The 23727-nt window shown below is 38.9% G+C and carries 22 protein-coding genes and 1 pseudogene; 15 read left to right on the top strand and 8 right to left on the bottom strand.

What is annotated here, in order from left to right; translation table 11 throughout:
• Nucleotides 1-2 precede the first annotated feature (2 nt).
• The 6 genes from CPT03_RS17225 to upp form a co-directional block, all read right to left on the bottom strand.
• Nucleotides 3-902 carry a glycosyltransferase gene (locus CPT03_RS17225; RefSeq protein WP_099439993.1) on the bottom strand — a complete coding sequence of 300 codons (900 nt, stop codon included), beginning with the start codon at nucleotides 900-902 and terminating at the stop codon, nucleotides 3-5.
• A gap of 4 nt (nucleotides 903-906) precedes the next feature.
• Nucleotides 907-1530 (bottom strand): class I SAM-dependent methyltransferase, encoded by a 624-nt coding sequence (locus tag CPT03_RS17220; protein WP_099439992.1) that lies wholly within the window; start codon nucleotides 1528-1530, stop codon nucleotides 907-909.
• A gap of 92 nt (nucleotides 1531-1622) precedes the next feature.
• Nucleotides 1623-2957, bottom strand: coding sequence for a flippase (locus CPT03_RS17215; RefSeq protein WP_099439991.1), 1335 nt, complete (start codon nucleotides 2955-2957; stop codon nucleotides 1623-1625).
• Between the two features lie 21 nt (nucleotides 2958-2978).
• On the bottom strand, nucleotides 2979-3368 hold the full coding sequence (locus tag CPT03_RS17210) for a hypothetical protein (RefSeq protein ID WP_099439990.1): 390 nt from the start codon (nucleotides 3366-3368) through the stop codon (nucleotides 2979-2981).
• Nucleotides 3369-3400: 32 nt separating this feature from the next.
• Complete coding sequence (locus tag CPT03_RS17205) at nucleotides 3401-4090, bottom strand: YjjG family noncanonical pyrimidine nucleotidase (protein ID WP_099439989.1); 690 nt, start codon at nucleotides 4088-4090, stop codon at nucleotides 3401-3403.
• A 12-nt stretch (nucleotides 4091-4102) separates the two neighbouring features.
• Nucleotides 4103-4747, bottom strand: a complete 645-nt coding sequence (gene upp, locus CPT03_RS17200) for a uracil phosphoribosyltransferase (RefSeq protein WP_099441159.1) — start codon at nucleotides 4745-4747, stop codon at nucleotides 4103-4105.
• A gap of 280 nt (nucleotides 4748-5027) precedes the next feature.
• Here upp and uvrB point away from each other — a divergent pair, with 280 nt between their 5' ends.
• From uvrB to rfbA, 15 genes and pseudogenes are all read left to right on the top strand, one after another.
• The gene (uvrB, locus tag CPT03_RS17195; RefSeq protein ID WP_099439988.1) at nucleotides 5028-7064 is read left to right on the top strand and encodes an excinuclease ABC subunit UvrB; all 2037 of its coding nucleotides are present in this window, start codon (nucleotides 5028-5030) and stop codon (nucleotides 7062-7064) included.
• A complete protein-coding gene (locus CPT03_RS17190) occupies nucleotides 7064-7264 on the top strand; it encodes a YwbE family protein (protein ID WP_099439987.1) in 201 nt (66 codons plus the stop codon). Before uvrB ends, CPT03_RS17190 begins: the two co-directional genes overlap by 1 nt.
• 100 nt (nucleotides 7265-7364) lie before the next feature.
• The gene (locus CPT03_RS17185; protein WP_099439986.1) at nucleotides 7365-7625 is read left to right on the top strand and encodes a DUF4834 family protein; all 261 of its coding nucleotides are present in this window, start codon (nucleotides 7365-7367) and stop codon (nucleotides 7623-7625) included.
• 84 nt (nucleotides 7626-7709) lie between these two features.
• Nucleotides 7710-10193 carry a YfhO family protein gene (locus CPT03_RS17180; protein WP_099439985.1) on the top strand — a complete coding sequence of 828 codons (2484 nt, stop codon included), beginning with the start codon at nucleotides 7710-7712 and terminating at the stop codon, nucleotides 10191-10193.
• Nucleotides 10194-10416: 223 nt separating this feature from the next.
• Nucleotides 10417-11268 (top strand): UDP-2,3-diacylglucosamine diphosphatase, encoded by an 852-nt coding sequence (locus CPT03_RS17175; RefSeq protein ID WP_099441158.1) that lies wholly within the window; start codon nucleotides 10417-10419, stop codon nucleotides 11266-11268.
• A gap of 29 nt (nucleotides 11269-11297) precedes the next feature.
• Nucleotides 11298-12284 (top strand): glycosyltransferase family protein, encoded by a 987-nt coding sequence (locus tag CPT03_RS17170; RefSeq protein ID WP_099439984.1) that lies wholly within the window; start codon nucleotides 11298-11300, stop codon nucleotides 12282-12284.
• A 29-nt stretch (nucleotides 12285-12313) separates the two neighbouring features.
• Entirely contained in the window at nucleotides 12314-13294 is a 981-nt protein-coding gene (locus CPT03_RS17165) for a DUF6427 family protein (RefSeq protein ID WP_099439983.1), read from the top strand.
• 80 nt (nucleotides 13295-13374) lie between these two features.
• Nucleotides 13375-14130 carry a type III pantothenate kinase gene (locus tag CPT03_RS17160; RefSeq protein ID WP_099439982.1) on the top strand — a complete coding sequence of 252 codons (756 nt, stop codon included), beginning with the start codon at nucleotides 13375-13377 and terminating at the stop codon, nucleotides 14128-14130.
• On the top strand, nucleotides 14093-15406 hold the full coding sequence (locus tag CPT03_RS17155) for a hypothetical protein (RefSeq protein ID WP_245869873.1): 1314 nt from the start codon (nucleotides 14093-14095) through the stop codon (nucleotides 15404-15406). Before CPT03_RS17160 ends, CPT03_RS17155 begins: the two co-directional genes overlap by 38 nt.
• Nucleotides 15406-15978 (top strand): hypothetical protein, encoded by a 573-nt coding sequence (locus tag CPT03_RS17150; RefSeq protein WP_245869872.1) that lies wholly within the window; start codon nucleotides 15406-15408, stop codon nucleotides 15976-15978. Before CPT03_RS17155 ends, CPT03_RS17150 begins: the two co-directional genes overlap by 1 nt.
• A 127-nt stretch (nucleotides 15979-16105) precedes the next feature.
• The gene (locus tag CPT03_RS17145; RefSeq protein ID WP_099439980.1) at nucleotides 16106-18202 is read left to right on the top strand and encodes a SurA N-terminal domain-containing protein; all 2097 of its coding nucleotides are present in this window, start codon (nucleotides 16106-16108) and stop codon (nucleotides 18200-18202) included.
• A 63-nt stretch (nucleotides 18203-18265) separates the two neighbouring features.
• Nucleotides 18266-18781: a DUF2480 family protein gene (locus CPT03_RS17140; protein ID WP_099439979.1), complete on the top strand. Its 516-nt coding sequence runs from the start codon at nucleotides 18266-18268 to the stop codon at nucleotides 18779-18781.
• Between the two features lie 30 nt (nucleotides 18782-18811).
• The gene (locus CPT03_RS17135; protein ID WP_099439978.1) at nucleotides 18812-19588 is read left to right on the top strand and encodes a DUF3108 domain-containing protein; all 777 of its coding nucleotides are present in this window, start codon (nucleotides 18812-18814) and stop codon (nucleotides 19586-19588) included.
• A gap of 6 nt (nucleotides 19589-19594) precedes the next feature.
• Nucleotides 19595-20170, top strand: coding sequence for a DUF3109 family protein (locus CPT03_RS17130; RefSeq protein ID WP_099439977.1), 576 nt, complete (start codon nucleotides 19595-19597; stop codon nucleotides 20168-20170).
• A 42-nt stretch (nucleotides 20171-20212) separates the two neighbouring features.
• Nucleotides 20213-21072: pseudogene (gene rfbA / locus CPT03_RS17125) on the top strand (glucose-1-phosphate thymidylyltransferase RfbA).
• A 436-nt stretch (nucleotides 21073-21508) separates the two neighbouring features.
• Here rfbA and CPT03_RS17120 read toward each other — a convergent pair.
• Together CPT03_RS17120 and CPT03_RS17115 are read right to left on the bottom strand one after the other, a co-directional pair.
• Nucleotides 21509-22606 (bottom strand): hypothetical protein, encoded by a 1098-nt coding sequence (locus CPT03_RS17120; protein ID WP_099439976.1) that lies wholly within the window; start codon nucleotides 22604-22606, stop codon nucleotides 21509-21511.
• Nucleotides 22606-23412 carry a sigma factor-like helix-turn-helix DNA-binding protein gene (locus tag CPT03_RS17115; RefSeq protein WP_099439975.1) on the bottom strand — a complete coding sequence of 269 codons (807 nt, stop codon included), beginning with the start codon at nucleotides 23410-23412 and terminating at the stop codon, nucleotides 22606-22608. Before CPT03_RS17115 ends, CPT03_RS17120 begins: the two co-directional genes overlap by 1 nt.
• Nucleotides 23413-23727: the final 315 nt, after the last annotated feature.

The following is a 23727-nucleotide window of genomic DNA, read 5'->3' as shown; positions in this document are numbered from 1 at the left end:
TTTTATTTCAATCGTTGTATTACGTAACGTTTAAATCGGTCCCATAAGTTTCCTTTTCTATTTTGAAGGAAACCCTTAATGGCCATATATGCCGCAGGGTTTTCTGCTATTGAAGAGGGGAAATAGCTAATAGGTTTCGGGTTGATGATCACATTGTAAATGTCGTTAATACCCGAATGTATGCCTGAGCCGTCATGGCCTATATTGTTCACTAATGATTGTGAGGGGTTAAGTGTTAGCCCTCCTTTTAAAAATATAGAAGCATACCATCTTATTGCCCATGAATTGTTCTTCCCGCTTTTAAAATCCTCCATCTGTTTCCAGAAATTCATAGTATGCTCAATAGAAAAGGCGCTTTTTGCAGATTTGTCAAACTTAGCCATCAATGTATCTATGTTTGGCTCAAAATGTTGCCAGGCCCTTTCCCATGTTGCCCATCCCCAGCTTGTCGCAGCGCGATAAAAGAATGTTTCCGGCAAATCAGCGCCCTTTAAATTATACATGTAAGCGCCAATATGCATTACCTTGCTTTCATCCCTGTAGCGGTTTAAAGCTTCATTAAAATAGGTTAAGGTATAAGGAGAGGTGATCAGGTCATCTTCAAAAACAATTACTTGCTTGTAGTCTTTTATAAGTTTACTTACCCCAATAATAATTGATTTGGCAAGTCCCATATTTTCCTTGCACTCTACAATTTCAACAGATTTAAACCCCTCAATGTTTTTAAGCAGATCCCTTACTTCAAGCACATTTTTTTCGTCCGCATCGGATTTAAATCCATCAGAAAATACAAACAACCGGCTTTCGGCAGCCAGTTCATTCTGTTGTAAAAACTTAATGGTTCGCGCAGTATGTTCAGGACGATTGTAAACAAATAATGCTATTGGAGCAAAGGTTTGCATAAATCTAATCTTTTATACCTTCAACAATTAACGATGAATAACCCAAAGGTTCATTAAAACGTTTATCATACCTTTTAGATCTGATCACGTGCCCGTCTTTACTGTCCCACTCATTAAAATGGAACTGACCATTCTCGTCATAATATTCTAAAAGATTTACACGATAACCAGATTCTTCAAACGCTTTAGAGAGCGTTTTATAATCATACAATAGTTTATGATCATGAGCGCCCTCACCGTGTCCACCCGGTTTCACCATGTTTATATAATCAGGATTGGGATGAAAACCATCCGGAACAGCAATTCTAACTACCCCGCCTTTTTTAAGGTATTTGTTGCAGTTTTTTAAAGCAATTATTGCATCGTCATAGCTAATGTGCTCAAAAACATGTTCAGCCAAAAAGCGGTCAGCTTTTTTATCTCCAAACAAATTATCGAACGAATCAATCTCTAACAAATTAAGGTTCTCAATATTTGTCGGTAGCCAATCTTTATAGTCAGTTGTATGTGCCCCAATAATAATCTGGAGTTTTCCGGTGCTGTTTTTTATTTTAGCTTTAAGCTGAATGAGCTCCAGTATGTTTTTGGGCTTATATACAATTGATCTTATTACCTTTCTTAAGGACATTTTTAATATGTTATGATTTTGTGGTAAAGTTAAAACGTTAATTGCAAAGCGCTAATATATTAATATTAAAATTTATGTAGCGCCTATCCTGGTTAGTCTGTTGAGCCTTTTAATTTCTGATATAATGTAATTAAGAATAGCGACTTAAGCATCATTACACCTTGCTGCCTTGTTTTAGGAATAAGTAAAATCCAAAATGTGGAACAGGCATAAGCAACCAGCGTGGCAAAAGCTGCTCCTGCAATCCCATATTTAGGGATCCAAAAAATGTTTAATACAATATTAATCAGGGCTCCCATTGCAGTACGTAGCATAGAGAGTTTTGTGTAACCCTCAGCAATTAAAAACTGGGCGCTTGCGGTACCCAGGAATACAAAAATCCCTGCCCAGATATTTATAGATAATACATGCGCACCATCATAAAACTCTTCAGTAAATAAAATCCTGAAAATAAGCGGGGCGCTAATGGTAATAACTATTGCCAGGGCCATACTAATCCAAACCATTAAATCGTACATGTTTTGCATCCTCCTCTGATACCGCTCAGGATCATCTCGTCGGGCATTCATAATGGCCGGAAATACCGATGCAGTAATGGCAACGGGAATAAAGTACCATGCCTCAGCCAGCTGAACGGCATTGGCGTATACCCCCAGATCTCCCGCCCCCTTATAATACTCAATCATCAGCTTATCAATGTTCAGATAAATAGAAACAAGGATAGCTGAGAACGCTAAAGGCCATGAGTTTTTTAAAAGAAATTTGGCAATGTCAGTTTTAAATGTCCATTTAAGGATTGACTCTCCATTGTTTTGATAAATAAATAAATAACCGGTTGCCAATAATACAGCATCTAATAAAAGTGCAAAAACGAACCATTCCAAACTTGCGCCAATAATGATCAATGCCAGCTTGATTGCTGCAGAAAGCAGGTTGCCTGCAATTTGCACACGCATAATATATTTACCCTGCGTTTTGGATTGAAAGTGACTATCTATGATGTTGAATGATTGGATTAATCCGGTAAAACCGACTGTCATAACAAAAATCAATGGAGTTTCTATAACTTTATAGTTATTAACTATAGTGTAGGTTGCGTAGATAATTGGAAGAATAATTAACCCCCCGGTAACCTTTAAAATGAATGCCGTGCCAAGTAATTGGTCCTTCTTTTCCGGGTAGCGCAATAACTCTCTGGTTACAAATCCATCAACCCCTAAGGCAGCGGCAGCTGTAAAAAAAGTAACAAAAGCTACGGGATAGTTAAGTATTCCAATATCACTTTTGCTTAAGTAATGGGTTAAAGCAATTGCCACCAGAATTTTAATAGCCATGCTACCTACTCGTGCCAGCATTAACCATCCGGTATTTTTCACATACTTTTCAAGGGTTTGCTGATCAAAACCTTTAATGCTTGGAATCTTCACGCTTAGTCTCTGGTTATTATATTAGGATAAAGGTGCGCCAACCGACACTTTGCAGTCGTGTCCGGGTTGTCCATGTGGTGGATTTAGTTTTACTTCTTTATTGCCTGCAGGTACTTGCTGTGGTGCAGGTGCAGCAACCGGAGCCTGGCTGGCAGGCGCAGTCGTATTTTTTGCATTAAGTGGAGCACCTACCGGAATTGAACAATCATGAAAAGGTTGTCCGTGTGCAGGATTATTTGCTGGCCGCTCACCAGCAGTTGCATTTTGTTGAGCAGGGCCAGATGGGGCGGCAGATTGTGCTGACGGAACACCATTTGGCGTAGGTGTTACAATATTCTGAGTTTCTTTAGGGCTGGTCTGACAAGCCGAAAAACCTAATGCTAATAGGCAGATGTAAAGGAGTTTTTTCATTGAATATTTTTTGGAGTTTACTTATTTAGATATTAAAAATGCAATAGCAATTCTTCAAGATGTGTAATTTGCCATTCCACATCTTCTGGTTTTTCTTTATTTAAAGGATTAAAATAAATGGCTTTAATTCCATATCCCTGAGCTCCGCGAATGTCCGCTTCAACACTATCACCAATCATAACAGATTCATGTTTTTCTGCTCCGGCTTTACCAAGTGCATATTCAAAAATAGCTTTATCCGGTTTATTAACACCCACGTCTTCAGAAATGATCACATTCTTAAAGTACGGATTTAAGCCCGAGCGATCCATTTTAGTCAGGGTACTTTCTTTAAAGCCATTAGAAATGATATGCAGTGCATATTTTTTTTGCAGATAAGCCAATACCTTTTCCGATCCTTCAAATAAATTGGTTCGGGTAGGGGTTAAGCTCACATAATCTTCTTCAAATTGCTGCGGCACAAGTTCAGGCGATATCCCAAGCTGGATAAAGGTTTTTTTAAAACGTTCAGATCTTAGTGTCTCTTTAGTAATGCTGCCAACATGATACTGGGCCCAAAGCAGATGGTTGTTTTCGGTATAGGTAGTTATGAAATCTTCAGCAGAAGTCAATCCAAGTTTCTGAAGCTCATAATGGGTATAAAGTTCATGCAAAGTTTCTTCAGCATTTCTGTCAAAGTCCCAAATGGTGTGGTCTAAATCGAAAAAGATATGTTTAATCATGGTAAAAACGCCTTACTGCTTAAGTCCGTATGCCAAATCTCCGGCATCGCCTAATCCGGGCACAATATACGCTTTACTGGTCATTTCTTCGTCAATAGCCCCCAGCCATAACCTCGCTTTAGGTAAATTTGCTCTTACATGTCTAACACCTTCAGTACTTGCAATTACCGAAACAATATGTAGTTCTTTGATTTGATACCTTCGTATTAATTCCTTGCAGCAAAGTACCATTGTTAAACCTGTTGCCAGCATCGGATCAGCTACGATCACTGTTTTGTCTGTTAAATCAGGAGATGAAATATGTTCCATCTGTATCTCAAAACTTCCGCTTTTATGGGTTCTTCGGTATGCAGCAATAAAGGCAGCATCAGCCTGATCAAAAACATTCAATAAGCCCTGATGCAACGGAAGCCCTGCACGTAAAATAGTTGCCAGAACCGGCTGCTGCAGCAATTGCACACTTGGGGCAATGCCTAATGGGGTTTGAGTTTGAGTTTTTTCATACTCAAGCGTTTTGCTGATTTCATAAGCAAAAAACTCACCTATACGTTCCATATTTCTGCGGAAACGCATGGCATCTTTTTGAATACGCTCATTTCGAAGCTCCGAAATGAAAACATTGGCATGTGAATTTATTTTGCTGAGTTCGAATATCATACATAAATTTAAACAAAATTGCCCTTTAAAACAATTGCTTGTTCCTTTTAACGCTTTAAGCAAATGTTGTTGCCTCATGTATGCCTGGCGTGTGGCTTCCGCATATTTTCTGCGGAGAAAAGTACCTTTTGCCGCATTTGGTGTACAGAAGCTCCGGACAAAGTGCGCAGAAGCAGATATGGGGGCGTGTCTGCTATAGCCTTGATACCCCCATAAACTTTTCGTAAATTTGAAATTCATACCATGCTACCGCTGACTATTTAAATCATAAACACCCCGGATGAAATTTCAACTTGTTTCAGATTATAAACCTACTGGAGATCAACCTAATGCCATTCAGCAGCTTGTTCAAGGTGTTGATGCAAATGAACATTACCAAACCCTTTTGGGGGTTACCGGATCAGGAAAAACATTTACCGTTGCCAATGTAATCCAGCAAACGCAAAAACCTACTTTAATCTTAAGCCACAATAAAACACTGGCAGCACAGCTGTATGGAGAGTTTAAGCAATTCTTTCCCGAAAACGCAGTGAATTATTTTGTGTCTTACTATGATTATTACCAGCCAGAGGCTTTTATGCCCAGCACCAATACTTATATAGAAAAAGACCTTAGTATAAATGAAGAGATAGAGAAGTTAAGGCTGCGTACTACATCAGCATTGATGTCTGGCCGTCGTGACGTAATTGTTGTTTCGTCCATTTCCTGCATTTATGGTATGGGTAATCCTGAGGATTTTTCAAGATCAGTATTCCGCTTCTCTGTTGGAACAAGGATATCCCGTAACTCTTTTTTACATAGCCTGGTCGAGATTTTATATGCCCGTACCACAAATGATTTTAAAAGGGGAACTTTTAGGGTAAAAGGTGATACAGTGGATATTTTTCCAGCCTATCTGGATACTGCATATCGCGTATCATTCTTTGGTGATGACATTGAAGAACTTAGCGTAATAGATCCCGTAACCGGCAAAACGCTGGAGAAACTTGAAGATATGGCAATTTATCCGGCCAATTTGTTTGTGACGCCAAAGGACAGATTTAACTCTTCAATATGGGGTATTCAGGAAGAACTGGAAATCAGGAAAAATCAGTTAATCGACGACAGGCAGTTACTGGAAGCAAAACGACTGGAAGAAAGGGTAAACTTTGACATAGAAATGATGAAAGAACTGGGCTATTGCTCAGGGATTGAAAATTATTCACGTTTTTTTGATGGCCGCGCGCCGGGCATGAGACCCTTCTGCTTATTGGACTATTTTCCAGATGATTATTTGATGGTGATTGATGAAAGCCATGTTACTGTTCCTCAGATTAGAGCCATGTATGGTGGAGACAGATCCCGCAAAATGTCGCTGGTAGAATATGGTTTTCGTTTACCTTCTGCACTGGATAACCGCCCTCTTAATTTTGATGAATTTGAACGTCTGGCACCGCAAACAATTTATGTAAGTGCTACTCCTGCCGATTATGAATTGCAAAAATCTGACGGGGTTTATGTAGAACAGGTAATTCGCCCTACAGGATTGCTGGATCCATTGATTGAGGTTCGCCCGGCAATTAACCAGGTAGATGATTTGCTCGACGAAATCGATAAAACCATTAAAATGGGCGATAGGGTTTTGGTAACTACCCTAACAAAAAGAATGGCCGAGGAACTGACCAAGTATATGGACAGGCTAAATATAAAGTGCCGTTATATACATTCAGAAGTAAAAACCCTGGAACGTGTAGAGATTTTAAGGGGACTGAGGTTGGGTGAATTTGATGTGCTGATAGGTATTAACTTATTAAGGGAAGGTTTGGATTTGCCCGAAGTTTCTTTTGTTGCCATATTGGATGCTGATAAAGAAGGTTTTCTTCGTTCTGACAGGGCTTTAATTCAAACCATCGGTAGGGCAGCCCGTAATGATAGGGGTAGGGTAATCATGTATGCCGATAAAATTACCGAATCTATGGAAAGAACTATAGAGGAAACCAACAGACGAAGAGAGAAACAAGTGGCCTATAATCTGGAAAATGGTATAGTCCCTAAAACAGTAGGTAAAAGTAAGGAAGCAATACTTGAGCAAACATCAGTATTGGATTTTTCTGAAAATGCATCGCGAAGTAAGGCATATGTGGAGGTTGATCAGGTTAGCATAGCTGCTGATCCTATTGTACAATATATGACCAAACCGGAAATGCAAAAATCAATAGATAAAACCAGAAAGGATATGGCTAAAGCGGCAAAAGATATGGACTTTCTGCTGGCAGCCAGATTGAGAGATGAGATGTTTGCAATGGAAAAAATGTTTGAAGAAAGATTTGGTAGATAATGGACGGAAAAAATAGAAAGGATATATATCCGGGTTTAGAAGTGGATATTATATTGAAAAAGGATCAGCGTAGCGGAACATTAACAAGGGGTATTGTAAGCAATTTATTAACTTCGGCACCCTATCATTCCAGAGGAATAAAGGTTAGGCTTGAAGACGGACAGGTGGGCCGAGTGGCCGCTATTGTTGATGAAGAATAAAAAAGGTATATTGTAATTGCTTTGCAATAATCTGGTTGCGCTTGTAATATTGGTATGGCAAGCGCGTCTATATTTTAAATTTGTAAATTAAACTAAAGAAATGGGACTTATAAAATTCATATTAATATCTATGCTGGTAATATATATTATCCGGATCATCTTCCGGTTAATTTTTCCGGTGGTACTAAAAAGTATGTTTAGTAAGGTTCAGCAGCAAGCTGCAAACCAATCAGGCCAGTATAATAATCAGCGTTATTCAAGACCCGAAGGTGATATCTCAATCGAGTACATGCCGCCTCGTGAAAAGAAAGGGAATTCAGATAAACTGGGCGATTTCGTTGATTATGAGGAGGTAAAATAACGGCGCTTTTACCAGTTTTTTATTTTTTTTAAAAAGGATTTTTTATCTAAGTTTGGGGTTAGTTTAAATCATAAACAAACCTTAATGAATAATTGGTTAAAAGCAAATGGCATACACCTGGCCATTATTGGATTTTTTATAATCATCTGTTTTGTCTATTTCAGTCCTGTCCTGCAAGGTAAGGCACCCGCTCAGGGAGATGTATTAGGAGCGAAAGCAACCGCTACCGAAATCATGCACTACAAAGAAAAAGATGGTAAAGGTCCGTTGTGGACTAACCAGATTTTTGGCGGTATGCCTGCATACCAGATTTGGGTACAGCATCCCTATAATGGAGCAACTTATGTAATCTCTCTTGTTAAAACTATTTTTCCTGACCCGGTAGATTCGGTTTTATTGTACCTTGTTGGTGCTTATTTCCTGTTTATTGTGTTGCGGATCAATCCCTGGCTGGCCGCTGCAGGAGCAATTGCTTTTGCCTTTACATCATATAATTTTATCATTATTGCGGCGGGGCATAGCAATAAAGCACTTGCAATTGCATTTTGCGCACCAATAATTGCCAGTGTAATTTTAACCCTCAGGGGTAAATACTGGATAGGGGCAAGCTTAACAGCTTTATTTCTTGCGCTCGAAATCAGGTCAAACCACATTCAAATGACCTATTACCTGATGATCGCTTTACTGATATTTATTGGGATAGAGGTTTATCATGCATTTAAGGCAAAAAAACTTGCCGAATTTGGTAAAGCCTTAGGCTTTTTAGCAGTTGGTATGCTGGTTGCATTTATGGTTAATACAGGTAAACTGTGGACAACCTACGAGTATGGTAAAGAATCTAACAGAGGCAAATCTAACTTAACTACCGATGCGGCAGAAGAGAAAAATGGCTTGTCAAAAGAATACGCTTACGGCTGGAGCCAGGGTATTGGAGAAAGTTTTACTTTCCTTATCCCGGATCTTTATGGTGGGGCAACAAGTATAGATGCTTTGGTAAAGCCCGAGAGCCATACTTATAAAGCTTTGCAAAGTATCACCGGAGGCGATCCTACACAGGCAATAGGCCAGTTGGCAGGACAAATTGGTTTGCAACAATACTGGGGCGAAAAACCGGGAACATCAGGGCCCTATTATTTCGGCGCCATCGTATGTTTCCTGTTTGTATTTGGTTTATTGATTGTAAGAAGCAGGTTAAAATGGTGGATCCTTGGTACTACCATTCTTTTCATGTTCCTGTCATTTGGAAAGAATTTTCCAATGATCTCTGATCTTTTCTTTGAGTACTTCCCACTATATAATAAGTTTAGGGCAGTTGAATCTATTTTAGCACTTGTTGGTTTAATGGTTCCTGTTTTGGCATTTCTTGCCATTAAAGAAGCTCAGGAAGGTACCTACGATCAAAAAACGCTTGTTAAGAAACTAACAATTGCAGGCGGAATTACAGGTGGTTTTGCACTAATTGTAGCCATTATGCCTACAGCCCTGTTTAGTTTTACTACAGCTAACCATCAGTTAATGGTGCAGGCGCTTACACAAATGCTTCAAAATAATGCCGGGGTTGCACAAAATATAGCTAGCGCGCTGATCTCTGATAGAGCCGATATCGCACGTGCTGATGCAATCCGTTCATTCTTGTTTATCGCTGTCGGCTACGCTTTGGTATGGGCACTTATTACCAAAAAGATCAATATGCAGCTTGCATTTATCCTGTTGGGATTCGCAATTATGATTGATATGTGGCAGGTTGATCGCCGTTATTTGAATAACAATAATTTCGCAAGCAAAACTGATTTAGATAATCATTTCCAGCAACGTGAAGTGGATACCTTCATCTCTTCAGATAAAGATCCTGATTTTAGGGTAATGGATTTAACCATTAACACCTTCTCTGATGCAAGCACTTCTGCTTTTCATAAAACCATCGGGGGGTATCATGCTGCAAAATTGAAAAGGTATCAGGAACTGATAGACAACCAGCTTACCAAAAGCATCAATCAGGATGTATTGGATATGCTGAACACCAAATATATCATCACCCAAGATCCTAAAACAGGTTCTTATCAGATGAAAAACAATGCTACTGCTGCAGGAAATGCTTGGATTGTTCAGAACGTTCAGTTTGTTAAAGATGCTGATGAGGAAATGAAAGCAATCAGTAGCTTCGACCCTAAAAAAGAAGCCATTGTTGATATCAGGTATAAAGACCAGCTCAATTCTAAAAATGTTGGTGCAGATCCATCAGCATCAATTAAGCTAGATAGCTATAGTCCTGATCATATGATTTACTCTTATAGCGCTCCGCGTGACATCATCGCTGTATTCTCTGAAATTTATTACGACAAAGGATGGAATATGTATGTAGATGGGGTAAAGAAACCATATTTCAGAGCAGATTATGTGCTTCGTGCCGCACAGCTCGAAGCCGGTAACCACAAAGTTGAGTTTAAGTTTGAGCCAACTTCATATTATCTGGGCGAAAAAATCTCTTTAGCCGGTTCCATTCTTCTGGTAGCGGGTCTTGGCTTCGCATTCTACGACGATAGAAAAAAGAAAAAGGCGACTAAATAATAGTTGTTTGTAAAATTTACACAGGCCGTTACCTTAAAAAGTGGCGGCCTTTTTTATTAGCCCTCCCATTAATCATAATATTCTCTTAACAGCTTGTTAATCTATGTGTTGTAAATTTGTGCAATAAACTAATATCCCATGCTGGAATTGTTTTTAATTGTATGTGTAATTGCTATTGTTGCTTTCTTTTTTAGCCCATACGAATTAACAATGGAGGAAGATGATATCTAAAAGAGAAGTTGAAATAGCAGTAATTTCCGACGTTCATCTTGGAACGTATGGCTGTCATGCTAAGGAATTGTTAAAATACCTTAAAAGCATTAAACCTAAAATGCTGGTCCTGAACGGCGATATTATTGACATATGGCAGTTTAGTAAAAGGTACTGGCCTGAAACCCACATGAAGGTTGTTCGCAAATTAATGAAATTTGTTGCTGAAGGTGTTCCCGTTTATTATTTAACCGGAAACCACGATGAGCTTTTAAGAAAATTTGCTGACATACATTTAGGGGCATTTCACCTTCAAAATAAACTGATTCTTGAGGTTGACGGAAAAAAGGCATGGTTCTTTCATGGTGATGTTTTCGACGTAACCATGCAGCACTCTAAATGGCTGGCCAAACTGGGGGCGGTGGGCTATGATACACTGATCCTGATAAACAGTTTAGTGAATTGGTGTCTGGCATCTGTTGGAAGAGAGAAAATGAGTTTCTCCAAAAAGATAAAGGCCAAGTTTAAAGATGCCGTTAAATTCATTAATAAATTTGAATATACCGCTGCGGAACTGGCAGTAGAGAAGGGATACGAATATGTTGTTTGCGGACACATTCATCAGCCTGAAATGCGAACCATTACGACAGAGGAAGGGGAAGTAACTTATCTGAATAGTGGCGACTGGGTTGAAAACTTAACTGCGCTGGAATACTACGATAAAAGCTGGAAGATTTTTAAGTACGATCAAAAGGACTTTGAAAAGGATGAGGCAGAAGAAGGTGTTTTATCCGATAGTGAAGATCTTCACAGCAAATTGGATATTAATACTTTATTACAAAAGATTAAATTAGAAATTGCCTAGCGCGTAAAATTTACAGATATTCGGTGCGGATGAAGATACTTTACGCCATTCAGGGAACGGGCAATGGACACATTAGCCGGGCAAGAGAAATTGTGCCATTGCTGCAGCAATATGGAGATGTTGATCTTTTAATTAGCGGTACACAGGCCGATGTTAAACTAACACAGGAGGTGAAATATCAGCTTCATGGCTTTAGCTTTATCTTTGGCAAAAAAGGTGGTGTAAATCATTACGAAACCTGGAAGGAGATGAATCTTCCGCGCTTTGTTAAAGATATGCGCCGTATACCCCTTAAAGATTATAACCTGATACTTAATGATTTTGAGCCTGTTACGGCCTGGGCTTGTAAAAGTCAGCGCATAGAAAGTGTTGGTCTTAGCCATCAGGCTTCCTTTCAGTCAAAAAAAGTTCCTAAACCTAGAAGTATTGATTGGGCACAACTGGTGATGAAGTATTATGCCCCGGCATCTCATTATGTTGGCTTTCATTTCGACAGGTACGACGATTTTATTTATACACCGGTAATTCGTGCCGAAATCAGGAACATGATCGTCTCCAACCTTGGTCATTATGCGGTTTACCTGCCTGCAATAGATGATAAATTTCTGGTTCCCATTCTAAAACAAATCCCTGATACCAGGTGGGAAGTGTTCTCTAAACATACCAAAGTAGCCTATACAGACGGAAATGTAGCCGTTCGGCCAGTAAATAATGAGTTGTTCAATAAAAGCTTAGCTTCTTGCGAGGGATTATTTACAGGTGGCGGGTTTGAAGGACCGGCCGAAGCATTATATATGGGTAAGAAATTGCTTGTTGCTCCCATGAAATTTCAGTACGAACAACAATGTAACGCATTTGCATTAAAGCAATTTGGACTACCCGTAATATGGGGAAGTAATAAAAACTGGTTGCCAATTATTAAGAACTGGGTAAACAATCCTCAGGAGCATCAATTTTATTTTCCAGACGAAACGGCTGCGGTAATTGATAAAGTTGTGAAGCAGTTTGCCAGATAATTTGCTTTACTTTGCCTTAGTATACAGGCATGATCAATCAATTTAGAAATTTAAACCCCATAAACCTGCTCATATTATTCGCATATACTTTTTTTATGCGCATGGCAATATTTGCAGACCTACCCTCATCGCTTCAGTTCGAATTTTTAGAGCCTTATACAAAATTCTTTATCCAGATACCTCTTCAAAATACCTTCTCGCCCGCAGGGAATGTTTTTTTTGCAGGAATAATCATTTTTGGGCAGGCTATTTTGTTTAATAGGGTGGTTAACAATCATGGCCTGTTAAGTAAGCCGGGCTATTTGCCGGCATTATTATATGTTACGGCATCAAGCTTGTTCATGCCCTTCCTTATTTTGAGTCCCACTTTAATCTGTAATTTCCTCATGATATGGATAATGGATAAGTTCCTTAAAATGGGGAAAGCTTCAAATGCCATTATGACCATGTTTGATGTAGGGATGATTATTGCCATCGGAACCCTTATATATTTCCCTTTTATTGTAATGCTGGCCATGCTTTGGTTTACATTACTGCTTTACAGGTCATTTAGCTGGCGAGAGTGGATTTCGGGACTGGTAGGCTTTTTAACTATATTTTTCTTTGTAGGCGTCTATTATTATTGGAATGATAACTTGTCCATGTTCTACAAAATCTGGCTGCCGCTTACCAATAAATTTCCTTCGGTATTTAAAATCAATTATAATGATTATCTGGTGCTGGTTCCTGTAGCGGTAATGATTGTTCTGGCTACATTGCAGTTGCGTGAAAACTTTTTTAGAAGTTTCATCAGTACCAGAAAAGCATTCCAAATGCTGTTTTTTATGTTCCTGATCAGTATTGTCAGTTTTTACACCAAACCCGATTTCAGGCTATATCATTTCCTGTTATGTGTGCCCCCGGGAGCAGTTTTGCTGGCTTACTATTTCTCAAATGCAAAAAAGAGATGGTTTTATGAAAGTCTGTTTCTGGTCCTTGTTTTTGCCATTCAGTACTTTTTGTTTGTTTAACTTTTTTTAACAATTTGAAACGTTGAAACTTGCTAAAGATTAATAGCTTTGTGCAATGAAGTTTGGAGTAGCTGTTCTGAATGCATAATCTTGTCATAGATATTGGTAATACAAATAGTAAGCTGGCTGTTTTTAATAACCGGGAGCTTGTTGAGTATCAATCGCTGAAAGAAGTTACAGCTGAAGCCCTTATAAGTTTAATTAAGCAATATAAGGTTAGTAATTCAACAATTTCAAGTGTAGCCATTGAATTTGAAAATGTAATAGGGGTTTTAAAAGAACACACAAATTATATTGAGTTTTCTACAAGGATAAACACAGGAATAAAGAATCACTATAAAACGCTTGCTACATTGGGTTTGGATAGATGGGCAAAGATTATTGCATCCCATTATTATTATCCTAAAAGAAATTGTTTTATAATTGATGCAGGAACCTGCATAACATATGATCTGCTGGATAGCAGTGATGCCTATTTTGGAGGAAGTATAAGCTTGGGCTTACACATGCGCTTTGAGGCATTACATCATTTTACCCGCAGATTGCCACTTGTAGAATGGGATAGAACGGAAACTGAAATACCTGAAGGTGAAGACACACCAACAGCCATTAAAAGCGGAGTTTTACAAGGTGTAACTAATGAAGTTGAGGGATTTATTTCTCATAAAAATAATGAATATAAGGATCTGACAGTACTAATAACAGGTGGAGATGCAGCTTTTTTGCTGAAACAATTAAAAAACAGCATCTTTGCGCCTCAAATTATACACGATCCATACCTGGTTTTAAAAGGATTAAATGAAGTCATTGCTTTTGAATATGTACAAAAAGATTAATTATATAGCTGCAGTATTGTTGCTGCTTGCCAGTATTTCTGTGAATGCTCAGGTTACTACACAGTCTCCATACTCCAGATTTGGACTAGGAAACGTAAAAGGAGCATTACTTCCTCAGTTTAAAGCAATGGGTGGTATTTCCACCGGTGTTTATAAACCCGGCGGATTTAGCAACATCAACATGCAAAATCCGGCATCTTATTCCGGAATTACACTTACAACCCTTGATATGGGCTTAACCGGTGCTGTTACAACACTAAAAGACGGTTCTAAATCAGAAAGCAGTTTCAATGGTACACTTAGTCACCTAGCAGTTGCATTTCCGGTAGTAGCAGGAAAATCAGCAATAAGTTTTGGCTTGCTTCCATTTACAGAGCTCGGTTACGAATATACCGTGAGCGATAAGCTGGATACAAACAGCGTAAATTATCTTTACTCTGGAGAAGGAAACTTAACAAAAGCATATTTTGGATTTGGACAACAATTCGGAGAACACTTCAGAGTTGGGGGTAATGTTGAGTATATTTTTGGAAATTTACAGGAGCAGGCTTCTTTAGAGCCTGTTAATCAGGTGGCTTATAACAGTCGCAATACTAAAAAGAATAGTGTTGGCGGAATAGGCTTCTCTTATGGTGCGCAGTATGAAATCCCATTAGGAACAAGAAAACGCATTACTTTAGGTTATTCCGGATCTTCATCTTCTTCTATTAATTACAAGAAGACGTTTTTAACAACAATCTATCAAAGAGACAATGAGGGGAATGAGATATCGCCTGTTGTTGATACCGTTAAAATAGTTGAGAACAATTCAGCTAAAATGAAACTTCCTTTAATGCACAATTTTGGGATCTCTATTCAAAGAGATAACAAATGGATGATTGGTGCAGATTACAGGATGGGAAAGTGGTCTAAGTTGAGTATGGATGGTGTTAATCAGGGATTACAGGATAGCTGGGGTTTCTCGGCAGGTGGACAAATTACGCCTGATGCAACTGCAATTTCAGGTTACTTTAAACATGTGGATTACCGTGTTGGATTTCAATATGATAAAACCTACATTCAGCTGAATAACCAGGACGTAAAGCAAATGGCCGTAACCTTTGGTTTAGGACTTCCTTTAGCCCTGAGCAGAAGCTCTTACTACAAACTGAATTTTACTACTGAGATAGGAAAAAGAGGCTCTCTTACGAATGGGTTAATCCAGGAAAACTATATTAACTTCCATCTGGGCTTTACACTTAACGATACCTGGTTCAGAAGATATAAATTCGACTAATGAAACCTCTGGGTATAATATATGGAATTGTTATACTTTGTTTGCTGCAAATTTGTTTAAGCTCCTGCGGAGACGACGACCTGAAGAAAGCTGCAAAGCTGTCTGAAAAAGTAGCTTTAAACCGTGACCGTACTACAGGTGTTGACATTATTTATAGTGACTCTGCTAAGGTTAAGGCGCAGGGTTTTGCACCAATTCTTGATAAAGTGACGCCTGCAAATGGTGCCATCTATCAGGAAATGCCAAAAGGGGTAAAAATCAATTTCATCGACGAAATCACAACAAAGATCAAAGGGTCTATTACATCAGACTATGCAATAATGAAGGATACTGAAAAGTTAACCATCTTCAGAAGAAACGTTGTTGTAGTAAACGAAAACATGACTTTTAATACCGAAGAACTGGTATGGGATCAAAATAAGAAACTGTTTTTATCTCCTAAGGGAGTTGTTACAAAACCAGATGGAACGGTGCTTAATGCGGTAGACTTTACTGCTACCGAAGATTTCAATTTTATCAACTGGAAAAACGGATCGGGAGAGACCTACGTGCCGGATAATTTCGGAGAATAAGCGGAATTATTTAAGGGTCTTATTTCCCTAATTTTTAAATACTTATTCAAAAACAATTTAATATTTTCTTTTTTTAGCAAAAGTTGTATCTTGCGCCCTCTTAAAAAAAATTATAAATAAGAATATTATGGGTTTAATGACATTTTTGCGGAATCGCGCAGGCTATATTCTGATAGGAGCCATCGGTTTTGCAATTGTTGCATTTTTGGTTGGTGATGCAATTAACGTAGGTAAGCCTTTCTGGGCTGCTTCTCAAAAAGTTGTAGGGTCTGTTGACGGTGAAGAAATTAATATAGATGAGTTCGGTGCTAAAGTTGATCAGAGTTTAGCTCAGTTCAAACAACAATATGGTGGTTCAGGTAACGCCCAGATGCAGGCTATGGCTGTTGATAATGTGTGGCAGGGTGAAGTAGCCAAAGTTCTTTTGGGAAAAGAATATAACCGTTTAGGTATAACTGTTTCTTCTGATGAATTGGCTGACTTGATTAAAGGAGACAATCCAAGCCCACTGATTGTACAGTATTTTGGAAATCCACAAACTGGTCAGGTGGACAGAGCTCAGGTGATCAGAACCTTTAAAGAAGGTTATAAAGATCCTAATATGGCAAAACAGCTGCAAGCTGTTGAAGCTGAAATAGAAAGACAAGCGTTACAACAAAAATATGTTAAATTGATCAGCAATGCTGTTTATGTAACTTCATTAGAAGCTAATGATGAATATGTGAACCGTAATAAGCTGGCTAACTTTAAATTTGTTGGTCTTGAATATGCATCTATCCCTGATGCAAGCGTAAAGATTGCTGAGTCTGATTATTCAGATTATTATAACGATAATAAACAACGTTTCGAAAACCCTACAGAAACACGTGCATTCGAGTATGTGTCTTTCAGTGTTAGCCCAACTAAAGAGGATTCTGCAGCGGTTAAAACTCAGGTTGAGAAACTTGCAGCAGATTTTAGAACAGCTGCAAACGATTCTCTTTTTGCTGCGGTTAATTCAGACGTTAAAGTTCCTTACACTTACATCACTAAAGGTAAGTTAGACCCTGCAGTAGATTCAGTAGTATTTAACCTGCCTGCGGGAAGTTTCTACGGACCTAAATTCTCAGGTAATTCTTATAAACTGGTTAAAGTTATTGATACCCGTTTTTCTCCTGATTCAGTTAAGGCAAGTCATATTTTACTTGATGCCAGCAAACTTGGCGGTGTGGATAAGGCTGTAAAACTTGCTGATTCATTAAAGGGACTTATTCAAAAAGGTGCAAGCTTTGCTACGTTGGCGGCTCAGTACAGTGAAGATGGTTCTAAAGATAAAGGTGGTGATCTAGGTACTTTTGTTCGTGGCCAAATGGTACCTGAATTTGAGAACGCTGCATTTAACGGAAACGTTGGTGATCTTAAAATAGTAACCTCTCAGTTCGGTGTTCACTTAATTAAAATCGAAAAGCAAATTGGTTCTTCGAAAGTGGCTAAACTTGCTTATATCGAGAAAAGCTTAATGGCAAGTAATAAAACTAAAGATGCTGCTTATAAAAAAGCAAGCAACTTCTTAAGTGAAGTTAAAGGTGGTAGTTTCTCTGAGCTTGCTCAGAAAAAAGGTTACACTGTTGGTGTAGCTGATAAAGTGACCCCTACACAAGGTTTTGCTCCGGGATTAGATAATCCTCGCCAGTTAATCCGTGATGCATATGATGCTAAAAAAGGTGATGTATTGGATCAGGTATATCAAATGGACAATTCATTTGTTGTAGCTCGTGTAACTGACATCAGACCAAAAGGAACATTGCCATTAGATGCTGTTAAAAAAGACATCGAACCAATAGTTCGTAACATTGTTAAGGCTAAGATGCTTAAAGAAAAAGTTGACAAAGCATTGCAAGGTACAGCCAACATAGACCAGGTAGCTCAAAAGCTAGCTAAGCCAGTAACACCTGTTCAGAACATTGTATTTGCTAACCCTATTATTCCGGGCGGTGGCCAGGAAAATAAAGTGGTTGGAAGTGTTTTCGGATCTCAGCCGGGTAAACTTTCTAAAGCTATTGATGGCGAACGTGGAGTATACGCATTTTCAGTTGACGGATTTACAAATCCTGCTCCTTTAGCTAATACCTACAAACAAAAAGAAATGATGATGCAGGCAACAGCTCAGCGCTCATTGGGTGCAGCATTCCAGGCATTACAGGATAAAAGCGATATAAAAGACAATAGGGTGAAATTCTATTAATCTTATTTTACGTAATTTTGTAACCGGAAGTAGTTTCTACTTCCGGTTTTTTATTTTAGAGCGATGGAAATTCAAGAAAATTTTGTCAATAAAGTAGCTGCCAGTGGTTTAATAACACTTAACCTTGAAGAGTATCTTAATCAGGGAGAAAGAGTTGTTTATGATATAAAGGATAATCTTTTTCACGGACTAATGTTAAGAGAGAAGGATTTCAGAGAATTTATAAAAACGCACGACTGGACTGTTTATAACGGAAAAAATGTAGCAATTACCTGTAGTGCCGATGCAATTGTGCCTACCTGGGCTTATATGTTGTTGGCCAATAAAATGAAGCCATATGCCAATGAGGTTGTGTTTGGTAGCTTGGAAACACTTGATGCCATTTTGTTTACTAAAGCCCTAGCAAAAATAGATCTTAACTCTTTTGCAGGGGAGCGTGTAGTGGTAAAAGGCTGTGCTGATATTTATCTTCCTGTTTCTGCTTATGTAGAAATTACGAACCTGTTAACACCTGTTGTTAAAAGCATTATGTATGGAGAACCGTGTTCTACTGTGCCCATATATAAGCGAAAGGATTAATTTTGGATTGTTTTTTGTTTTAGCTTAGGCATGAGAAAATCGTTATTGTTTATTGTTGTTGCATTCCTAAGCGCTAAAGCGATGGCACAGGAGTTGCCTTTTGTAAAAGAGCCGGTGTTTCAGCCGGGAGAAGTTTTGTCTTACAAGTTAAAATATGGATTCATCACTGCAGCAGAAGGAACATTAAAAGTTCTTAACTCTGATCTTAAATTTGATGGTAATCCTACATATAGATTGAGCGTTGACGGCGTAACATCCGGGACCTTCGATATATTTTATAAAATCAGGGATCATTATGATTCTTATATAGATAAAACTAACTTAAAACCTTATTTCTTTCAGGAGAACATCAGGGAAGGAAGCTACAGGCGACAAGATAAAGCCAGATTCAGTCAGGACGAAAAGAAAGTAGTGGCTACTAAAGGTACTTTTCCAACTCCTAACAGCCAAACATTTGATTTGGTTTCATCATACTATTTTGCCAGAAGCCTTGATATCTCCAAAATGAAATCAGGTGATTATGTGAAACTAAACTACTTTCTTAGCGATGAAATCAACCAGCTCGAAATTCAATACCTGGGTAAAGAGGTTATAAAAACAAAGCTTGGAAAAATAAGCTGTTTAAAATTCAGCCCCTCAATAAAGCCAGGAAGGATCTTCCGTAAAGACAGTAAATTGTATCTCTGGATTACTGACGATGGCAACAGGGTTCCTGTAAAGGCTGAGGTGGAGATTCTGGTAGGATCAGTAGTAATGGAAATTAAATCAGCCGAAGGATTAAAGTATCCTTTGCAAATAATAAAATAGAAGAAGATGATAGAAGTGCAAAATACCCTGGTACACGAAGACCTGATTAGTGAAAACTTTGTGTGCAACCTCAACAAATGTAAGGGTATTTGTTGTGTGGAGGGCGATGCCGGAGCACCTTTGGAGGTGGCAGAAACAGCAATCCTTAAAGAAATTTATCCAAAGATCCAGCATTTGCTTGAGCCTAAAGGAATAGCTGCCATTGAAGAGCAAGGCACATCGGTGGTGGATGTAGATGGTGATTTAACCACGCCATGTGTAGATGGCCATAAAGAATGTGCTTATGTTACCTTCGAGAATGGAATAACAAAGTGTGGAATTGAGAAGGGATATGAGCAGGGCTTAATTGATTGGCAAAAACCAATCTCTTGTCATTTATATCCTATCAGGGTAACCCAGTACCCTGAATTTGAAGTGTTAAATTACGACAGGTGGCATATTTGCCATGATGCTTGTACTTTTGGAAGAGAGTTAAAAGTGCCGGTTTATCAGTTTCTAAAAGGCCCGCTCATTAGAAAATATGGCGCCGAATGGTTTAAAGAGTTAGAAGATAATGTATCTTCGAATAATAACACTGAATAATTAATACCCGGATAGATTTTTAAACAAACAAAACGCTATAACTTGAAAGGAATAATTTTAGCAGGGGAAGTGGCACAAGGTTGCATCCTTTAACCCTGGTAATGAGTAAACAAATGATGCCGGTTTATGATAAGCCGATGATTTATTATCCGCTGTCGATATTAATGCTGGCCGGAATCAAAGAAATACTTATCATTTCAACCCCTCACGATCTGCCTAATTTTGAAAAGCTTCTTGGCGATGGAAGTTCCCTCGGCTGTAAGTTCTCTTACGCAGTTCAGGAAAAGCCAAATGGCCTTGCGCAGGCATTTGTTATCGGAGCAGACTTTATTGGCAATGATAAAGTAGCCTTGGTGTTGGGAGACAACATCTTTTATGGTGATGGAATGGCTAAATTATTACAGTCAAGCGCTAAGGTAGATGGTGGTGTTGTATTTGCTTACCGCGTTTCAGATCCTGAAAGATATGGTGTTGTTGAGTTTGATGATAAAAATAAGGCGATTTCAATAGAAGAAAAGCCAGTTCAACCGAAATCTGATTATGCGGTTCCGGGCTTATATTTTTATGATAACTCAGTTGTAGAAATTGCTAAGAATATCAAGCCTTCGCCAAGAGGGGAATACGAAATCACAGATGTAAATAAGGTTTACCTTGAACAAGGAAAGCTAAAGGTTGGCGTATTGAGCAGAGGAACCGCCTGGTTAGATACAGGTACTTTTGTATCATTAATGCAAGCCGGACAATTTGTACAGGTAATTGAAGAACGTCAGGGATTAAAAATCGGATGTATTGAAGAAGTAGCCTTCAGAATGGGTTTTATTGATAAAGAACAATTAAGAAAAGTAGCAGAGCCATTGGTTAAAAGCGGCTACGGGTCTTATTTGTTAAAGATTTTAAAATAGCCATTATTTATAAGCAGTAATTTTACCGAGCAGTCATTAAATTATACCTGGTGACACCGCCTGAACCTGTTATCGGCGGGGTTTTAACCCCGCATGTCTTGATTAATTTAGTACGTGCGGGGGAATGTAAGGAACATTTATTTTAGCGCGGATTAAACTGGCCAGTAACAAGTTGCCCCAAATGTTGTACGATTTATACCTGTTTTAGCTGGTACATTTTGTTGTCTCAGTCTATGGCTGTGGAAGCAGCCTCCAATATTATAATTTTGCTTTCAAAAACTGGATTCTTCAAAAGGAATTACAATAGAGCATTGTATATTGCTTTCAAAATGAAATGAAAAACAATTCAGTGAGTGCAGTATTGCCCCACCCCGCGGCTGTACAAGCAGCCTCTAATATTAAATCTTATCAAAGAACGATCCTGTCTAAATATCTCTTATTCCACTACCAGTTGAATCCCTGCCCTGTCCGCTTTATACGCAATTTTTTCTTTGAGGCTATAATAACTCCAGTTCTGCAGCAAAAATGGATCATCCTTGGCGATTTCTTCTTTTAGTTCCTGATTAACCAGGATAAGTGTTGCTGCCTCATGCTTGACACACAGGTCTATCAGCATGCGGCTATACACATGGAGCTTATAATCAATATACTTTCTTTCCTGATGCTGATAATCTTCGAGACTTTTCTTTTTTCGCTTTTTGCCATGACCACCCCGGTTAAAGGTAACGGCTTTCTTTACCCGGTAGATCGCTGCTTGTATGGCCAGTCTGCGATGCAGGAACTCTTCCTTGTTGCCAATGGTGTGTTCATGGCTGCCGATTTTAACGGTAACGGGATGCTCAATAGATAAGGAAGCTTCGGCAATGACAGAGCTATCCAAATGATGCTGTTCCTTTTCGGTCTCAATGGCAGCCAGCAGGTAGATTTTACCCTGATCCAGCTGAAGATGACTGGACCGGAGTTTTAGGGTGCCATTTAGTACCCTGTTCAGCATGATCTTTTTATCTGATCTGTCTTTACCCAGATAGGTTTTGAAGGGAATCTGAAAGAGCCTAAAGCAAAAGTTCCGTCCATCTGGCGCATGACTAAGCTTTGAAATCACTTCAGCCCCGAAAGGTAAAGGAATATTCTTTTTATAATTCCTCAGTGACTTTTCACCCTTCCAATAGGCCAGCTTTTCTTTGTTGAAAGTGGAAATCAGCGTGTTGTTCAGGTAACTTAGCATGTTTGTTGGAATCTGTCCCTTAAAGTGGTTAGATAACAGCCGGTAGGTGGTGTTTTGCCGGGAGGATTTTAAAATTCCGTTCTCTTCTTTCTTCTGGTCAGCAATTTTAAGTTTGATTTCCTCGGTTAAATAAAAGAAATCTTTAACCTGTTCCTGCACGAAATGATGGCTCATGATCATATTGGCTGCACGGAAACATATCCGCTGCCAGCTATAGAGCTGATCTTTTGCTGCTTTGATGACTTCCCTGTCCCGGGAGTCAATCAGCAGCTGAATCTTACGGGTTAGGATCATGGTCTGTTTTTCCATTAGTTTTTTAGCCTTTTGATTTTGGTACAGGCCTGTGCAAAGCTTCGCTGAATGTGCTGCTGACTTAAATTCAATTGCCTGGCGATCTCTTCAAAGCTGTACTGGAGTTCATAGCGCATGTGCAGGATCCTGGACTGCTCTTCGCAGAGGTCACCTTCGAATTTGAACTTGCTGGTTTTTCCCGTGACCTGCAGCTTTTCTGAACTGGTCAGAATGGACTTTAAGGTTTCCAGCGTTTTTTCTACCGTTCTGGCTACCTGATAATCAGAGATGCCACCAATATGCCAGGCGATGCGCTCATAGTTGAAAGCGTATTTCAGGCAGAGTTTGATAAACAATTGCTGATTTTCGGTGAGGTTGGGAATGACTGCTTCAACTTGCTGCCATTGCAGCCTCAGGCGCTCATCAAGTTCTTCCTGATAGATGACGGCATCAGGATCCAATTCCTCTTCGGGATCATAACCTCCTATGAATTCCTGGTAGTTTTCGATTTCATCAAGCCGGAGCATGTTCCGCTGGAAATTGTGACTGGATGTTTTGTAGTAGGCTTTGCAGGCTTGGATGGTAGTTTCAGTCAAGAAGGTTTCGATGTGGGTTGGGTTGACGATGCTGTTCCTAACTAGCCAAAGACGAAGGAAGGCTTCGCTAACGATGCAGTCTGCGTTGACCTCATCCTTAATGTACCGCTGTCTTTTGTGAAATAATGATGGATAGAGGCGATTATAAAAGTACTCCAACCCTTTTTCATCACCCTGACTGAATTTATTGAAGTAAGATTGTCTTTCAGTTAATTTTTTGTATTTCATAGCTCGTATTTTATACGAGTCTTGAATTGGAAGATAGTAGATTTGGGATCTGCCAACCGTGGCGACTTAAAGTTTCTGAGGCCCTACGTTTACACGGAATTACAGCAGACCCCAAATCTATTTAGATACGCAAAGATAGCATAACTACACATAGATTTTGGGACTTTCTGCTGTCTTGCGTAAACGGCCTCAGATAATCGCCGCAAGACTCTTTTCAAATTTTTTTATAAATTATATCATGTCATAGATTGCTTAATTGTAAAACTCTAAGACTAAGATACATAATTATTTATTAATCTCCTAATTAAGAGTAGC

The organism is Pedobacter ginsengisoli, from assembly GCF_002736205.1.
In the GTDB taxonomy this organism is placed as follows: domain Bacteria; phylum Bacteroidota; class Bacteroidia; order Sphingobacteriales; family Sphingobacteriaceae; genus Pedobacter; species Pedobacter ginsengisoli_A.
Note: the sequence above shows the minus strand (reverse complement) of the source record. Positions and strands in the feature narration are given on the sequence as shown.

Coding starts and splice junctions, on each gene's coding strand:
- CPT03_RS17160 (WP_099439982.1), top strand. CDS start 13,375: ATGCATAATCTTGTCATAGATATTGGTAATACAAATAGTAAGCTGGCT.
- CPT03_RS17165 (WP_099439983.1), top strand. CDS start 12,314: ATGATCAATCAATTTAGAAATTTAAACCCCATAAACCTGCTCATATTA.
- CPT03_RS17150 (WP_245869872.1), top strand. CDS start 15,406: ATGAAACCTCTGGGTATAATATATGGAATTGTTATACTTTGTTTGCTG.
- CPT03_RS17225 (WP_099439993.1), bottom strand. CDS start 902: ATGCAAACCTTTGCTCCAATAGCATTATTTGTTTACAATCGTCCTGAA.
- CPT03_RS17130 (WP_099439977.1), top strand. CDS start 19,595: ATGATAGAAGTGCAAAATACCCTGGTACACGAAGACCTGATTAGTGAA.
- CPT03_RS17205 (WP_099439989.1), bottom strand. CDS start 4,090: ATGATTAAACATATCTTTTTCGATTTAGACCACACCATTTGGGACTTT.
- CPT03_RS17145 (WP_099439980.1), top strand. CDS start 16,106: ATGGGTTTAATGACATTTTTGCGGAATCGCGCAGGCTATATTCTGATA.
- CPT03_RS17155 (WP_245869873.1), top strand. CDS start 14,093: ATGAAGTCATTGCTTTTGAATATGTACAAAAAGATTAATTATATAGCT.
- CPT03_RS17135 (WP_099439978.1), top strand. CDS start 18,812: ATGAGAAAATCGTTATTGTTTATTGTTGTTGCATTCCTAAGCGCTAAA.
- CPT03_RS17170 (WP_099439984.1), top strand. CDS start 11,298: ATGAAGATACTTTACGCCATTCAGGGAACGGGCAATGGACACATTAGC.
- CPT03_RS17190 (WP_099439987.1), top strand. CDS start 7,064: ATGGACGGAAAAAATAGAAAGGATATATATCCGGGTTTAGAAGTGGAT.
- upp (WP_099441159.1), bottom strand. CDS start 4,747: ATGATATTCGAACTCAGCAAAATAAATTCACATGCCAATGTTTTCATT.
- CPT03_RS17120 (WP_099439976.1), bottom strand. CDS start 22,606: ATGGAAAAACAGACCATGATCCTAACCCGTAAGATTCAGCTGCTGATT.
- CPT03_RS17220 (WP_099439992.1), bottom strand. CDS start 1,530: ATGTCCTTAAGAAAGGTAATAAGATCAATTGTATATAAGCCCAAAAAC.
- CPT03_RS17185 (WP_099439986.1), top strand. CDS start 7,365: ATGGGACTTATAAAATTCATATTAATATCTATGCTGGTAATATATATT.
- CPT03_RS17210 (WP_099439990.1), bottom strand. CDS start 3,368: ATGAAAAAACTCCTTTACATCTGCCTATTAGCATTAGGTTTTTCGGCT.
- CPT03_RS17140 (WP_099439979.1), top strand. CDS start 18,266: ATGGAAATTCAAGAAAATTTTGTCAATAAAGTAGCTGCCAGTGGTTTA.
- uvrB (WP_099439988.1), top strand. CDS start 5,028: ATGAAATTTCAACTTGTTTCAGATTATAAACCTACTGGAGATCAACCT.
- CPT03_RS17115 (WP_099439975.1), bottom strand. CDS start 23,412: ATGAAATACAAAAAATTAACTGAAAGACAATCTTACTTCAATAAATTC.
- CPT03_RS17180 (WP_099439985.1), top strand. CDS start 7,710: ATGAATAATTGGTTAAAAGCAAATGGCATACACCTGGCCATTATTGGA.